The sequence below is a fragment of the Haemophilus haemolyticus M19501 genome (genome assembly GCF_000222025.1).
GTDB classification, from domain to species: Bacteria; Pseudomonadota; Gammaproteobacteria; order Enterobacterales; family Pasteurellaceae; genus Haemophilus; species Haemophilus haemolyticus_G.
Genome location: NZ_AFQO01000008.1, coordinates 181696 through 197085, shown reverse-complemented (window position 1 = coordinate 197085; position 15390 = coordinate 181696). Strand labels below are relative to the sequence as shown.

Below are 15390 nucleotides of genomic sequence, written 5' to 3'. Positions count from 1 at the left end.
TTCCTGAAAAATACTGAGACAGCCCAATAAATAAAATTAAGAGAGTTATTATCATTAAAAAGTAAATCATTTTATTACTTTACAAGTCCTGTAAATCCCATAAAAGCGAGGGACATTAAGCCTGCAGTAATTAAAGCAATGGCTGAACCGCGAAAAGTGACTGGTACATCAGCTGCGACTAAACGTTCACGAAGTGCGGCAAAAAGTACCAATACTAAGGAAAAGCCGAGAGATGCACCAAAACCATAAACGACAGATTCTGTTAAATTATGAGCAAGATTTATATTTAATAGTGCGACACCAAGTACTGCGCAGTTTGTGGTTATCAAAGGCAAGAAAATGCCGAGTAAACGATATAATGTTGGACTTGTTTTGTTTATTGCCATTTCGGTAAATTGCACCACTACAGCAATAACTAAAATAAACACTAATGTACGTAAAAAAGTGGCATTTAAGGGAATTAGAATATAGTGATCGACCAAATATGCACAAAGGGAAGCAACAGTTAAAACAAACATTGTTGCTAATCCCATTCCCACAGCCGTTTCAATTTTTTTGGATACGCCCATAAAAGGGCAAAGTCCTAAGAATTTTACCAATACAAAATTGTTAATTAATGCGGTGCCGATAATCAATAAAATATAGTGCGTCATTGCTTTCTGCCTTGTGTATAAGTCGGCTATTATCCTCATTTATAGGTGCGATAACAATAGAAAATTTGGGGTAGGAGAAAGAGAAAATTGAGATTTTCATGTTTTGTTAGATATGAATAAAAAAGCGCAGCTAATCATTTAAATGATTAACTGCGCAATTCTTGAATTAACGATACTCAACTTGATTTATGTGAGTAGAGTACTGCTTGAAGTTCTACATCAATTATTTTTGGTATAGTTTTACTGGACCTTGAGTACCACCGTTGGATTTGCTACCTTCTTGTGGTTTTAATTCAGAACCAGAGGCAATAATCTCAACACGACGATTAGGACGTAAACAATCTTTTAATTCCTTTCCATGAGGAATGCCATCACAAGATTTTATTTGTGGATTTTTACCGTAACCGATTGCAGTGATTTGAACTGCAATACCATCTTCAACTAAACGATTTTTCACACGATTTGCGCGACGTTGAGAAAGATCTAAGTTGTAAGCATCAGAACCTAAACGGTCTGTATAACCTGTAACTTTAACTTCTTTAGCGCCAGTAAATTTTAATTGAGATGCAACATTATCAATAACTTTCTTACCTTGAGCTGTTAAAGTATCCTTATCAAAATCAAATAAGAAATCACCGCTCAAATTAAATGCTGAATTTCCGTTACAACCGTTTGGATACCAAAAGAAACTTTGTGCATTGTGATTTTTGTCAAATAATACTTTGTATTGGCAAACTTTATGTGCACCATCTTCACGATAGTTGAACACGTAATCCCATTCAGATACACCATATAGGCCTTCAGTGAAGTGTGGGTCACCAATTAATTGACGAATTTGATCTTTATTCATTCCAGCTTCAATTGTACGAACATTGTCCCAATTTGGCCAAGTACCAAATTGGCTACCATCATGATTGAACTTCGCAGAATCAATTTTAGGCCATACTAATTGAGGAACTTGTTCGCCATTTAAGTCTTTATATTCTGGGGTACCTGCGTCAGTCACTTTACTTAAGTTGCCACAAGCAGCAAGAGTTGCAATAGCAACGGTTGATAATAAAATACGAGATAATTTCATTTTTTTACCTTTTATTTGTTAAAACCCTTACAAAGGACATAATTAAACTTTATGGATTAAGTATTATAAAACTATAGAAGCTTAGGTCGCACATACTAAAGGCAAAAAATTGCCTTGTAAATACTAAAATTAGTGAACTAGCTTTCTTTTTTGTAAAGTAATGTAAAGGTATCTATTTTAGTGTATAAAATCATTTGACGGCTTTGTGGTATAACGATGAATAATATTTACCGCACTTTCTTCAGCTTGATGACCTAATTTTTTTATCAAGGATTTTTTCAAGCGATACTTCACACTTAATACATCTTTTTCCTTCATTTTCTCCAAAATTAAATCATCACTGGTTGAAATTTCATCGACTAATTTCAAGTCAATTGCTTGTTGGCCAAACCAATGTTCGCCTGTCGCAATTTTATCAATATCTACACAAGGACGATTTTGTGAGACAAATTGTTTAAATAATTGATGTGTTTCTTCCAACTCTTGTTGAAATTTTTGTTTGCCTTTTTCGGTATTCTCACCTAATACAGTTACTGTGCGTTTAAACTCACCAGCTGTCATCACATCTACATCAACATCGTATTTTTTCAATAAACGATGAACGTTTGGAATTTGTGCTACGACGCCAATAGAACCAATAACAGCAAAAGGCGCAGATACAATTTTATCTGCTACACAAGCCATCATATAACCGCCACTTGCCGCAACTTTATCTACAGCGATGGTTAATTTTATGCCTTTTTGTTTCAAACGACACAACTGAGAGGCTGCAAACCCATAATCATGAACAATACCGCCCGGGCTTTCTAAACGTAATAATACTTCATCTTCTGGTGTTGCTACATTTAAGATTGCTGAAATTTCTTCTCGAAGTGCGGTCGTTTCTGAGGCTGAAATATCGCCATGAAAATCTAAGACATATACGCAGTTTTTCTTTTCTTCATCTAAGGATTCACCTTTTTTTAATTTTTCTTTACGTTTTTTAGACTTTTGTTTTTCAGCTTTTTTCTCTGCTTTAGCTTGCTGTTTTAGCTCTTCTTCTGAAAGATTAAAATCACGCAATACACGAACTTGATGATCAAATTCTTCAGATAAGTCTTTAATTTCTAATTCTCCTATTTTAGATTTGTTATGTTGACGATAAGAAATCACCAAACCAACAATAGCAAGAATTAGTAATAAAATTGTCAAGATTTCCAGAATAAAAATTCCATAGCCAGTTAAAATATCGTTTAACATTGTTACTCCTATTGATATTTAATAGATTACATTGTACTTTTTACTAGTTGTGACTAGGCTAGACATCAACATGATAAAATATTGTGAGTATTTGTGCTATTACAACAAAGATTTTTTAAACTAATTCTCACTTTTTTTATTTTCATTTCTGCTGATTTAGCATAGCATAGGCAATAATTTCATTTATACCAAAGGAGCAATTATGAAATTACGTGCTGTTGTATTAGGTCTTGCAACATTATGTGCTAGCACTGCAACTTTTGCAGGCATGGTTTCTACGTCATCTAACCTTGAGCTTTTAGCCATTGATGGTCAAAAGGCATCTAAATCTCTTGCGAAGGACGCTAAAACCTTTGCTGTGAATGATACCCAAAACCATCAGGTTGTTGTTCGTTTAAGTGAAATTATTGGTTCTGGATCTAGCCAAACTCTTTTTGAATCTAATCCTGTAATTGTTACATTCCAAGGCAATGCAGAGGATCTTGTCATTTCGGCTCCAGCTATTCGTGGTCGTTCAGAAGGTGATAAATTCAATGAGATGCCAAGTATTAGCGTAAAAACAAAATCAGGTAATATGCTTTCAGCAAAAGTGGATGTGTTAAAACAAGAAGGTTTATTCCCAAGTGCTAATGTGGTGAATGATCTTGCTGAATATAATGCGTCTGGTGCAACTGCCTCTGTTTCTGCATTTGCTGCAACCACAGCTGCTAGTCCAATGGTCGCTACTCCAGCAGGTAATGCAAAAGCGAATAAAGGCAAAGTGGTTGTTCAAGGTGAAAACGTTGCAGAGCAACAGCTTCAATATTGGTTCCAACAAGCTGATAAAGAAACTCAAACACGTTTCTTAAATTGGGCAAAATCCCATAAATAATGACCGCACTTCATACAATAAAAAGTGAGCCTTGTTGCTCACTTTTCTATTTTGATAAGGATTTGAAATGAATATTCGGTTAAATGCCAAAGTAATCGCTGCGATTCCTGTTTTTATTGCCGTAAATATTGCGGCAGTGGGAATATGGGCTTTTGATATTTCTTCTCAATCAATGCCTTTGATTCTAGGGATCATTGCAGGTGGTTTGGTGGATTTGGATAACCGTTTAACTGGACGATTGAAAAACGTATTTTTTACGCTCATTGCCTTTTCTATTTCATCCTTTATTGTGCAGTTACATATCGGTAAGCCTATCCAATATATTGTGTTAATGACGGTGCTGACATTTATTTTCACCATGATTGGCGCCGTGGGTCAGCGTTATAGTACCATTGCTTTTGGTTCATTAGTGGTTGCGCTTTATACCACATTGACTTATGTGCCTGAAGGAAATGTATGGTTTATTAATCCCGTAATGATTTTATGCGGTACTTTGCTTTATAGTGTGGTCGCTATCATTGTTTACCTGTTTTTCCCAAATCGCCCCGTGCAAGAAAGTGTCGCTAAAGCGTTTTGTGCGTTGGGCGAATATTTAGATACTAAATCCTGTTTTTTTGATCCTGACGAAGTGGCTGAGATTGAAAAAAAACATCTTAATTTCGCAATGAAAAATGCGAATGTTGTCACGGCATTTAATATTGTGCGCACCGCACTTTTTTACCGTATTAGAGGGCAACATCGCCATCCTCGAACCCAGAGAATGTTACGTTATTATTTTGCCGCGCAAGACATTCATGAGCGCGTCAATTCAACGCATTTTGATTATCAACAAATAACGGAAAAACTAAAAAATACAGATTTGATTTTCCGTATTCAACGTTTGCTAGAGCTACAAGCACAATCGTGTAAAGAAATTACGGCGAGTTTGCGTGAAAATAAACCTTATCATTTTAATGAACGTGTCGAACGTGCACTTTTAGGTACATTGCATTCCTTTGAACTATATAAAGCACAACATCTCAATGATCAAGATGAACTGATTGATATTCAAACCTTGTTAGATAATTTACAAAGTATCAACTGGCAACTTCGCCAGTTGGGACAAGAAACGACAGATACAGAACAATTAGCTCAAATTCATACGGAACAGATCACGGGGTTAAAAAATATAAGTGCGGTGATTTTTAGCCATTTTACTTTTGAGTCGCCGTTGTTCCGTCATGCAGTCCGCTTATCTATTGTGGTATTTTTATGCTGTGCAATTGTCGAGTTTTTCCAATTTAATCTTGGTTATTGGATTTTATTGACCACTGTATTTGTGTGCCAGCCAAATTATTCTGCAACTAAAGTACGTTTACGTCAGCGTATTATTGGCACGATATTAGGCGTAGTGGTGGGGTCTTTATTACCTTATTTAAATCCAACCTTAGAATTAAAACTAGGTCTTGTGGTGCTTACAAGCACGCTGTTTTTTTTCTTCCGCAGTAATAATTACAGTTTCTCGACCTTTTTCATCACACTACAAGTATTGCTCAGTTTTGATGTCATGGGATTCGATACGGCAGCCGCATTAATGCCTCGTTTACTTGATACTTTACTTGGTGCCGTGATTTCATGGTTTGCCGTATCTTACTTATGGCCAGATTGGAAATATTTGCAACTTGATAAAGTGAGTCATCAAGCATTGCGTAGTGATGCGGTGTATTTATTGCATATTATTAGTCAATTGCAATTTGGTAAAAGTGACGATCTTAAATATCGCATAGCACGTCGTAATGCGCATCAATATGCAGCCGCACTGAGTACAACACTTTCTAATATGAATAATGAGCCAGTGAAATACAAGGCATATTTACAGAAAGGTTTTGATTTGCTCAAGCTTAATTATTCTTTATTAAGCTATATTTCGGCCCTTGGCGCTTATCGCGACAGAATGAAAAATTTGCAACAGACCGCACAGTTTTTATCTGGTTTTTATCCTGTAGCAAAGAAAATTATCTATACTTTAGAACACATTGAAGAAATACCTGAAGCTATTTTTAACCAACAGCAAGAACGTATTGAAACACATTTAAAAGAATTGGAAAAACAAGACATGACTGCCGAAGAACGCGCCGTCTTTAGTTTGCCGTATCAGCAATTAAATTTGATTACGCAACTCTTACCGCAGTTCTATGAGTATTTTAGGAAAGAGTCTTGTTAAAAGGATAAGCTATCAAAGCATAGGATCGTTATAAATATAAAAGTGCGGTTGATTTTTGAGAGATTTTAAAACTCCTTGAAAATTAACCGCACTTTATTTTTTATTAAGCAATAACACTGACGAATTAGTTATTACTGTCCCATGTTTTTCACTGATTTCAGGAAACCTTGGGCGCTATCAAACACAGAAGATTTTCCCTGTGCCTGTAAAATCATATCGGACATTTCTCGGAAGGCACCTTTTCCGCCATGGGTGGAAAGTACATAATCAACGGCATTTTTCACATAAATAGGGGCATCTGCCACAGCAAAAGAAATTCCACACGCTGCAAAGGCGGGGAGATCTACGCTATCATCGCCAATATAAGCGGTCTGTTCGGCTGTGACGCCTGCTTGTTTCATAAGATCAAAACAAGCCGTTTCTTTTTCAAGTTTGCCAAGAAAGTATAATTTAATGCCAAGATCGGCAATGCGACGACGTAAAATAGGGGAGTCGCGACCAGAAAGCACAGCCACTTGAATACCTGCATCCATCAGCATTTTTATGCCTAAACCATCGCGCACGTGAAAGCTTTTGATGGCTTCACCATTGGCATCATAATGAAGTTGTCCATCGGTGAGTACACCATCTACATCAGTAATGACAAATTTAATGTTTTCTAATTTTTGTTGCATTGAAATTCCTTAGCTTGAAAATTCCACTAAACCAACCACGTGATTTTCATCATTAACAACGACTAGCGAGTGAATTTTTTTCGCTTTCATAAAGTCTTCTGCTTTTGATAAAAATTCGTCTTGATGAATAGTTTTTGGTGAACTTGTCATAAAGTCTTTGGCTGTTTTATTCAGCGTTTCTGCACCATTGGCTGTAAGCGCGCGGCGAATATCGCCATCAGTGATAATGCCTTTAAGTTGCTCATTTTCCATCACCAAGGCAACGCCCATTCGACCTTCATTCATGACTGTGAGACAGTCAGTAAAATTGGTAGTGGGTAAAATTGTTGGTAGGCGAGTTTGCATTTGATCTTTCACTTTACATAATAAACGACGACCAAGACTGCCACCTGGATGGAATTTGGCAAAGTCAGCGGGTTGGAAATTGCGTGCCGTAATGAGCGATACGGCGAGTGCATCACCAAGTGCAAGCGTCACAAGTGCGGATGTTGTTGGCGCGAGATTATTTGGACACACTTCACGCTCAACAGTAATATCTAGAACATAATCTGCGTGACGTGCGAGTGTGGAATTTTTGTTACTCGTCACGGCAATAATTTTATTACCAAAATTTTTTAAACTTGGAATCAGTTTATTGACATCATCGGTTTCACCGCTATAGGAAATTAACATCACGATATCAATTGGTTTCAACATACCTAAATCACCGTGGAAGGCTTCTGTCGGATGTAAAAAGAAACTTGGCGTGCCCGTAGAGGCAAAGGTAGCCACCATTTTTTTACCGATTAAACCAGATTTCCCTATCCCGCCGATGACTAAGCGTCCTTCGCAAGCAAGGATTAAATCTACGACTTGATTAAAATCTTCACCTAAACGTTGGCTGAGTTGCAAAAGTGCGTTGCTTTCTACTGAAAGGGAATCCTGTGCAATTTTTAGATAGTTCATTCTTCTTCCTAAAAGAGCGGTTGAAATTGGCGTTATTTTAGCGGAATCATAAAAAAATACGAATGAAAAATTAGGCATTATTGTTGATAAGATTGATGAAGCAATATTCAAAAATTGGGGATTTTATTGACCGCACTAATTATTGCCCCTATACTACGCGCCGAGTTGGTTAGACAATCGCTGGTTTATTGAAGCCCTTAACCGTATTTATACGACCTAGTGGGACAAGTAAACGAGAGGAAAGTCCGAGCTACACAGGGCAGAGTGCCGGATAACGTCCGGGCGGCGTGAGCCGACGACCAGTGCAACAGAGAGCAGACCGCCGTGTAAACGGTAAGGGTGAAAGGGTGCGGTAAGAGCGCACCGTGCCTCCGGTAACGGTTGGCAGCAGGGTAAACTCCACTCGTAGCAAGACCAAATAGGAATCCAATGAGTGGCCCGCTCAGGATTCGGGTAGGTTGCTTGAGCGGCAAAGTAATTTGTCGCCTAGAGGAATGATTGTCCACGACAGAACTCGGCTTATCGACCAACTCAAAATTTTTATAGAAATGACCGCACTTTAGTTTGTTTTTCAGAATAGATTAAAGTGCGGTTATTTTTTGACGAATATTAAATTATTTTTCGTTTAATACACGTGGAAATAAAATATTATTTTCCAAATGAATATGGTGCATTAAATCATCAATAAATTCATTAATACCGCTATATAAGGCTTTCCAACTGAAACAAGCATCTGCCGGTGGCGTGCAGTTATTAGTAAGCGATTTGATCACTTCCACATCTTGCCCTGCTTCATCGTGTTCCATTTCCATTACACGAATTGGCATTGAGGCCATAGCATAATTTCCCATTTTGATCATAGGGAACAAAATTTGTTCTTCTTTCATTAAATGCTGGCTAAGTTCAGCATAAATTTTTTCTAACTGTGCGGCTACGCCGACAGGGCAGTCATCACGATCACCATGTACATTTTCAACTTTCTCCGCCAATGTAATTAATTCAGGGAGTTGTTCACGGTGGCGATTGTGAAAACGGGCAACAATATGCTCGATCATTTCTGCATAAGATGCTGAAGTCCAATCTTTATCATTATTTTCTGCTTTACTTTGTTGTAAATCAGTTAAACGTTTTTCAATTTCAGCAAGGTTAAGATTCTTTTGTTGTGCCGCGACTTCTAATAATACAGAACCCCCGCAGCAAAAATCTAAATCATATTCACGAAAAATTTTAGTTGCACCTGGAATTGAAACAGCGAGCTCGCTAAGTTTTTGTTGGGCAAAAGACATAAATCACTCCTATATTGATTAAGTAAAAATAAATCCGATAAAAATAGTAGGATATTTTTTTAATTATGAAAAGTAGAGAGGTTTATTTATTGATTAAATTATGATTTAAATCAATAAAAATACCTCATAATAATCAGGTCAAAATTTATGGTTATTTACATAAATAGGATTAATTATCACTAATGAGTCGGCCTTAAATTCATTATGTATTTTTTTATATAATTGATTTTTAAGAATTTAGGAAAATACTGATTTTCATCAATATTATTGATTGTGTTTATGAAGTGAAATCTTTTAGAATGACGACAAATTAAATTTAACGCATAACTCCGAGCTTGTTTGGCCTAAGTTTCATAGAAATACGGCGACAAGCCAATAACGCGGTACGTTATTCAGGGATACGCTGGAAACGGTTTATCCTCTCCATATTTAGAAAGGTGTAAAATGCAATCCATTCCTATCAAGAACGTAGGAGAGTCTCGCTTAGTCGATCCTTTCCAACGTCAATATTACTATCTACGACTGTCGATTACCGATCAGTGTAATTTTCGTTGTACCTATTGTTTGCCTGATGGTTATCAACCCGAAGCTAACAAACCAAGTTTCTTAACCTTAAAAGAAATCACCCATCTTGCTCAAGCGTTTGCTGAAATGGGCACAGAGAAAATCCGTTTAACGGGTGGCGAACCGACTTTACGTAAAGATTTTATTTCTATTGCTGAAAGCATTGCTAATATTGATGGCATTCGTCAATTAGCTGTCACGACAAATGGCTATCGCATGGCAAAAGATGTGGCTGATTGGAAAAAAGCAGGAATTACATCTATTAACGTCAGTGTTGATAGCTTAGATCCAAAAATGTTCCATCAAATTACAGGCATCAATAAATTTGATGACGTGATGCGTGGTATCGATCGTGCATTTGAAGTGGGCTACAACAAAATTAAAGTAAATTCAGTTTTGATGAAAAATTTGAATGACAAAGAGTTTGAGCAATTCCTTGTATGGGTGAAAGATCGCCCAATTCAAATGCGCTTTATCGAACTCATGCAAACGGGTGAAATGGACAGTTTCTTTGATAAATTCCATCTTTCAGGACAAGTCTTAGCCGATAAATTGCTGAAAAATGGTTGGACATTACAGCATAAATCCCACACGGATGGCCCAGCTAAAGTATTTACGCATCCTGATTATACAGGCGAAATTGGCTTAATTATGCCTTATGAGAAGAATTTCTGCGCAAGCTGTAATCGTCTTAGAGTATCAGCGAAGGGCAAACTTCATCTTTGTTTATTCGGCGAAGAAGGCATTGAATTACGTGATTTATTGCAATCCCATGAACAGCAGGATATTTTGCAAGCACGTATTTTTTCTGCTCTGCAAGGCAAACGTGAACATCATTATTTGCATATCGGTGATAGTGGCGTAAGAAATCATTTAGCTTCTATCGGTGGCTAAAAGAAAATAGGTGACTTTTACTGTTCACTTATTTTGCTTTCGTCACACATGTAAAACATTCAATATTTTAACCGCACTTTATTTTATTATGACTACATTTACGCATATCAATTCTCAAGGCGAAGCCAATATGGTGGATGTTTCTGCAAAAGCAGAGACGGTTCGTGAAGCTCGTGCTGAAGCCATTGTCACCATGTCAAAAGAAACCCTTGCTATGATCGTGGAAGGAAAATATCACAAAGGCGATGTATTTGCTACTGCTCGTATTGCGGGCATTCAAGCGGCAAAACGTACTTGGGAACTTATTCCGCTTTGCCATCCATTGCTTCTTTCTAAAGTAGAAGTGAATTTAGAACCGTTACTTGAAACCAATCAAGTTCGTATTCAATCTCTTTGTAAATTAACCGGAAAAACCGGCGTAGAAATGGAAGCATTAACGGCTGCAAGTGTGGCAGCTTTAACCATTTACGATATGTGTAAAGCCGTACAAAAAGACATAGTGATTGAGCACGTTCGCCTGTTAGAAAAGAGCGGTGGAAAATCTGGCCATTTTATTGCGGAGGAAAAATAATATGTTAAATATTTTATTTTTTGCTCAAACTCGTGAATTAATTGGCATTGATGCCATTCAATTAGAAGATGATTTTGCCACTGCGGAAGCGGTGCGTGAACACCTTGCTCAAAAAGGCGATAAGTGGGCATTGGCACTGGAAAAAGGCAAACTTTTAGTGGCAATTAATCAAACCTTGATGCCACTAGAAAGTGCGGTCAAAAATGGGGATGAAATTGCATTTTTCCCACCTGTAACGGGGGGCTAAATGACGGATATTCAAATTTCAGTACAAGAACAACCTTTTGATCAAAATGCCGTTTATCAATGGCTTTCTGAGCAACATTCAGTTGGCGCAACGGTTATTTTCGTGGGTAAAGTTCGCGATCTTAATTTAGGCGATGAGGTATCTAGCTTATACTTAGAACATTATCCTGCCATGACAGAAAAAGCCTTACGTGAAATTGTTGAACAAGCAAAAGCCCGTTGGGATATCCAGCGGGTGTCGGTTATTCATCGTGTTGGACTTTTACATACTGGTGATGAAATTGTTTTAGTCGGTATCAGTTCTGCTCATCGAGGTGATGCTTATCATGCTAACGAATTTATTATGGACTTCTTAAAATCCAAAGCACCGTTCTGGAAAAAAGAACAAACCAATCAAGGTGAACGTTGGATTGAAGCGAGAGAAAGCGATAAAGAAGCGTTAGAGAAGTGGTAATGACAAAGTGCGGTTAAACTTAACCGCACTTTTGCTTTTTATGAATTAAAGTACTTTCACAATACTTTCACATAAATAACGAATATTATCTTCAGTAATACCCGCTACATTGATACGACCAGAACGAACAGCATAAATCGCAAATTCTTCTTTTAAGCGATCAACTTGTTCAGGCGATAAACCGCTGAAAGAGAACATACCATTTTGTTCCATGATAAAGCTGAAATCTTGTTCTGCACCGTATTCTTTTAATAACTGAACGAATAAATGACGCATTTTTTTGATACGTTCACGCATTTCAGTTAATTCATTTTCCCATTCTTGGCGAAGTTGTGGATCATTTAATACGGTTGCGACCGTTGCGCCACCGTGAGAAGCTGGGTTAGAGTAGAGTGTGCGAATAATTGATTTCACCTGTGTTAATGCCGTTGAAGCAATTTCTGCATTTTCAGCCACAAGGGTAAAGGCACCCACACGCTCATTGTATAAACCAAAGTTTTTCGAGAATGAACTTGCCACTAATAATTCTTTATGATTTGCTGCAAAAGCACGTAAACCGTAAGCATCTTCATCTAAGCCATTGGCTAAACCTTGATAAGCAAAGTCAAAGAGCGGCAACCAGCCGTTTTTCGCCGAAAGTGCGGCTAATTCTTGCCATTGTTTAGGGGTTGGATCAATGCCAGTTGGGTTGTGGCAGCAGCCGTGTAAAAGCACCACATCACCTTCGCTTGCTTGGCTTAAATCTTCAAGTAAATGTTCCCAGTCAAGGGCCTTGCGTTCAGCATCATAATAACGATATTCACGAATCGTCATGCCCACCGCATTGAAAATAGCATTGTGGTTTGGCCATGTTGGTGTGCTGATCCACACATTTTGTGCTTTGATTTGACGTTTAATAAATTCTGCCGCAATGCGTAATGCGCCTGTTCCGCCTAAACTTTGTACTGTTCTCGCACGATTAGATTTAATGATTTCAGAATCTTTACCGAAAAGTAGTGCTTTTGTACGTTCGTTATAATCAGCAATACCATCGATAGTCAGATAATTCTTCGTTTTTTCCTTATCAAATAAGCGTTTTTCAGCTTCTTTTACCGCACGCATAATCGGGGTTGTGCCTTGCGCATCTTTATAAACGCCAATACCCAAGTTGATTTTATTTTCGCGCGTTTCGGATTTGAATGCTTCGCCTAAGCCTAATATTGGATCGGCTGGTGCCGCTTTGATATGTTCAAACATAGCTTTTCCTTATGTATGTGTTGTGTGGTGGATAATTTTATACTTCAGCCGTTTTGTTTTATCAAGAAAGATTTTTATAAAAATTAACCGCACTTTGATATTTTTAAATATTCATCAAAAAGTGCGGTCATTTTTTACATTATTTTAGTTTTTCAATCGCCCAATTTAATCCCGATTGATAATCTTCTGGTAACTCAGTGCGGAGTTTTTCTAATTGTTGAATAATGACCGCTTTATTAGGATGAGAAAGATTGATATGCCCAACCTTACGCCCAGTTCTGACTTCTTTACCGTACCAATGAAGTTGTGCAAATGGCGTATTAAGCCATGTTGGATTATGGTTTGTGCCGATTAAATTCACCATCACACTAGGGGCGAAAGTTTGTAAGTCAGGCGTTGGCAAATCAAGTAGCGCACGTAAATGTAATTCAAATTGGCTAATCGAGCATCCCAGTTGTGTCCAATGCCCACTGTTATGTACACGAGGCGCAAGTTCGTTAATCAATAATTTGTCGCCTACAACAAAACATTCCATTGCCATTACACCAATATAGCCTAATTTATCCATAATTTTGCCTAGCATGGCTTCTGCTTGATTTTGTTGGGTGGATTGTTGAGGAAAAGCACTATCAACCACACTGTAACGCAAAATACCGTTTTGTTGCAGGTTATGTGTAACGGGATAAAAACGTTTTTCGCCATTTTTAAATCTTGCGCCTACAATAGAAACTTCATAATCGAAAGGAATAAATTTTTCTGCGATCACTTCACCGAATAATTCATCGGTGATATCCGCTTTATTTTCATCGCTGATAATCCATTGACCACGTCCATCATATCCGCCTGTTCTGCGTTTAACGACAACTTTCTCGCCAACAGTTTGGAAAACATCATTCCATTGCGTTTTATCTTTTAATAAACACCAAGGCGAGGTAGAGAGATTGAGCTCATCCAGTAAAGATTTTTGGGTAAAACGATCGGCCAATAATCCAAATACATGTTGATTGACGAAGTTTTTATGATTGCCGAGTAATTCAGTCAAAGGCGTTTTTTCCCAGCGTTCAATTTCCGCCGTGATGATCGCATTTTCAGGTAAATCAAAAACTGGCGCATTGAAGGCTAAGGGTTCAACATAAATATCTAAAGGTGCGCCCGCGTAACGTAACATTCTGCCGAGTTGTCCGTTGCCGAGTACATAAACGGTTGGGTATAAGGTGGAGTTTTGCATAATATTTCTTGTTAAATTTACGAAAAAAACAACCGCACTTTAAAAGTGCGGTCAGATCTAAAGATGTTTTTATGTGCGTGGATCGGGATTATCAAGCACATTACTCGTTTGTCTTTCACGGAAAGATTGCAAGCGTGAAAGCAATTCTGCATCACAACTTGCTAGAATTTGTGCGGCTAATAATCCAGCATTTGCCGCACCCGCAGGGCCAATTGCTAATGTTCCGACTGGGATTCCTTTTGGCATTTGCACAATTGAATAAAGACTATCTATGCCGCTTAACATAGAACTTTTTACTGGCACTCCCAGCACTGGCACAAGTGTTTTCGCTGCGATCATACCGGGTAAATGTGCCGCACCGCCTGCACCAGCAATAATTACTTTGTAGCCATTTTTTTGTGCATTTTCGGCAAATTCAAAAAGTTTATCAGGCGTACGATGAGCAGAGACGACTTCCACATGATAAGGTACTTTTAATTCATCTAAAATCTGAGTTGCCTCTTGCATGGTAGCCCAATCGCTTTTGGAACCCATCACAATGGCAATTTGTGCAATTTTTGACATGCTATTTTCTCAATTTTTTAATTAAAAACGTGGCGTAGAATAGCACATCTTACATATATCAGGCAAACGTTTGCTAAATGGGTTTTATAGGAAAATACCATTGCAACTTTAAGGATAAAATTTTATCCTAAGCACAATTTTTATAAGAATAGATCGTAGGGTGGGCTTTAGCCCACCGTTTTTATTCATTTAGCCCACCGTTTTTTATCCATTTAGCCATAACAAAGGTGGGCTGAAGCCCACCCTACAACTGAAAATTATATTAAAGGCGGTGCTTTAAAGTCAGTGAAAGAATCATTAAAACAGGTAGGTATTCTATGAAGTTATTAAATTATAAAGGTTATGTTGGCACGATTGAGGCGGATTTAGAAAACAATATATTATTTGGCAAACTTGCTTACATTCGTGATTTAGTGACTTACGAAGCAGAGTCATTATCTGAGCTAGAAAAAGAATTTCGTCAATCTGTTGAGTTATATTTACAAGATTGTTTGGAATTAGGTAAAGAACCGAATAAGCCTTTTAAAGGTGTATTTAATGTACGAATTGGCGAGGAATTGCATCGAGAAGCTACGATAATAGCAGGCGATCGTTCACTTAATGCTTTTGTGACGGAAGCGATTCAAGAAAAAATTTTTCGTGAAAAACCAAGTTTAAGATAACAAAACGTAACGATATCATATT

The 15390-nt window shown here is 37.6% G+C and carries 16 protein-coding genes, 1 other RNA gene and 1 riboswitch; of the genes, 8 read left to right on the top strand and 9 right to left on the bottom strand.

The window, feature by feature from the left end:
• Positions 1-74 precede the first annotated feature (74 nt).
• The 3 genes from rsxA to sohB all read right to left on the bottom strand — a co-directional run bounded on the left by rsxA (position 75) and on the right by sohB (position 2970).
• Positions 75-653, bottom strand: coding sequence for an electron transport complex subunit RsxA (rsxA, locus tag GG9_RS03110; RefSeq protein ID WP_005631902.1), 579 nt, complete (start codon positions 651-653; stop codon positions 75-77).
• Between the two features lie 223 nt (positions 654-876).
• A complete protein-coding gene (locus GG9_RS03115) occupies positions 877-1731 on the bottom strand; it encodes an OmpA family protein (RefSeq protein WP_005631900.1) in 855 nt (284 codons plus the stop codon).
• A 177-nt stretch (positions 1732-1908) separates the two neighbouring features.
• Positions 1909-2970, bottom strand: coding sequence for a protease SohB (gene sohB / locus GG9_RS03120; RefSeq protein WP_005631898.1), 1062 nt, complete (start codon positions 2968-2970; stop codon positions 1909-1911).
• A gap of 202 nt (positions 2971-3172) precedes the next feature.
• On the opposite strand from sohB, the gene GG9_RS03125 reads away from it, so the two are divergent.
• On the top strand, positions 3173-3841 hold the full coding sequence (locus GG9_RS03125; protein ID WP_005631897.1) for a curli polymerization inhibitor CsgI-related protein: 669 nt from the start codon (positions 3173-3175) through the stop codon (positions 3839-3841).
• Between the two features lie 67 nt (positions 3842-3908).
• Positions 3909-6044 (top strand): YccS family putative transporter, encoded by a 2136-nt coding sequence (gene yccS / locus GG9_RS03130; protein WP_005631896.1) that lies wholly within the window; start codon positions 3909-3911, stop codon positions 6042-6044.
• A 131-nt stretch (positions 6045-6175) separates the two neighbouring features.
• Here yccS and GG9_RS03135 read toward each other — a convergent pair whose 3' ends face one another.
• Positions 6176-6718, bottom strand: a complete 543-nt coding sequence (locus GG9_RS03135) for a KdsC family phosphatase (RefSeq protein ID WP_005631895.1) — start codon at positions 6716-6718, stop codon at positions 6176-6178.
• Between the two features lie 9 nt (positions 6719-6727).
• A complete protein-coding gene (locus tag GG9_RS03140) occupies positions 6728-7663 on the bottom strand; it encodes a KpsF/GutQ family sugar isomerase (protein ID WP_005631893.1) in 936 nt (311 codons plus the stop codon).
• 161 nt (positions 7664-7824) lie between these two features.
• Between GG9_RS03140 and rnpB the strand changes: the two genes are divergently transcribed.
• Positions 7825-8201, top strand: an RNA gene (gene rnpB, locus GG9_RS09200) — RNase P RNA component class A.
• A 76-nt stretch (positions 8202-8277) separates the two neighbouring features.
• Here rnpB and ytfE read toward each other — a convergent pair.
• A complete protein-coding gene (gene ytfE / locus GG9_RS03145; protein ID WP_005631892.1) occupies positions 8278-8949 on the bottom strand; it encodes an iron-sulfur cluster repair protein YtfE in 672 nt (223 codons plus the stop codon).
• A gap of 315 nt (positions 8950-9264) precedes the next feature.
• A riboswitch (molybdenum cofactor riboswitch) is annotated at positions 9265-9405 on the top strand.
• On the opposite strand from ytfE, the gene moaA reads away from it, so the two are divergent.
• From moaA to moaE, 4 genes are all read left to right on the top strand, one after another.
• Positions 9394-10407: a GTP 3',8-cyclase MoaA gene (gene moaA, locus GG9_RS03150; protein WP_005631891.1), complete on the top strand. Its 1014-nt coding sequence runs from the start codon at positions 9394-9396 to the stop codon at positions 10405-10407. It overlaps the preceding riboswitch by 12 nt.
• An 88-nt stretch (positions 10408-10495) precedes the next feature.
• Complete coding sequence (moaC, locus tag GG9_RS03155) at positions 10496-10978, top strand: cyclic pyranopterin monophosphate synthase MoaC (RefSeq protein WP_032825105.1); 483 nt, start codon at positions 10496-10498, stop codon at positions 10976-10978.
• A 1-nt stretch (position 10979) separates the two neighbouring features.
• Positions 10980-11225, top strand: a complete 246-nt coding sequence (gene moaD, locus GG9_RS03160; RefSeq protein WP_005631889.1) for a molybdopterin synthase sulfur carrier subunit — start codon at positions 10980-10982, stop codon at positions 11223-11225.
• On the top strand, positions 11226-11678 hold the full coding sequence (moaE, locus tag GG9_RS03165) for a molybdopterin synthase catalytic subunit MoaE (RefSeq protein ID WP_005631888.1): 453 nt from the start codon (positions 11226-11228) through the stop codon (positions 11676-11678). It begins immediately after the preceding gene.
• 45 nt (positions 11679-11723) lie between these two features.
• Here moaE and GG9_RS03170 read toward each other — a convergent pair whose 3' ends face one another.
• The 3 genes from GG9_RS03170 to purE form a co-directional block, all read right to left on the bottom strand.
• Positions 11724-12914 (bottom strand): amino acid aminotransferase, encoded by a 1191-nt coding sequence (locus GG9_RS03170; RefSeq protein ID WP_005631887.1) that lies wholly within the window; start codon positions 12912-12914, stop codon positions 11724-11726.
• 139 nt (positions 12915-13053) lie between these two features.
• A complete protein-coding gene (gene purK, locus GG9_RS03175; RefSeq protein ID WP_005631886.1) occupies positions 13054-14142 on the bottom strand; it encodes a 5-(carboxyamino)imidazole ribonucleotide synthase in 1089 nt (362 codons plus the stop codon).
• 69 nt (positions 14143-14211) lie between these two features.
• The gene (gene purE, locus GG9_RS03180; protein ID WP_005631885.1) at positions 14212-14706 is read right to left on the bottom strand and encodes a 5-(carboxyamino)imidazole ribonucleotide mutase; all 495 of its coding nucleotides are present in this window, start codon (positions 14704-14706) and stop codon (positions 14212-14214) included.
• Positions 14707-15023: 317 nt separating this feature from the next.
• Between purE and GG9_RS03185 the strand changes: the two genes are divergently transcribed.
• A complete protein-coding gene (locus GG9_RS03185; protein WP_005631883.1) occupies positions 15024-15368 on the top strand; it encodes a type II toxin-antitoxin system HicB family antitoxin in 345 nt (114 codons plus the stop codon).
• Positions 15369-15390 lie beyond the last annotated feature (22 nt).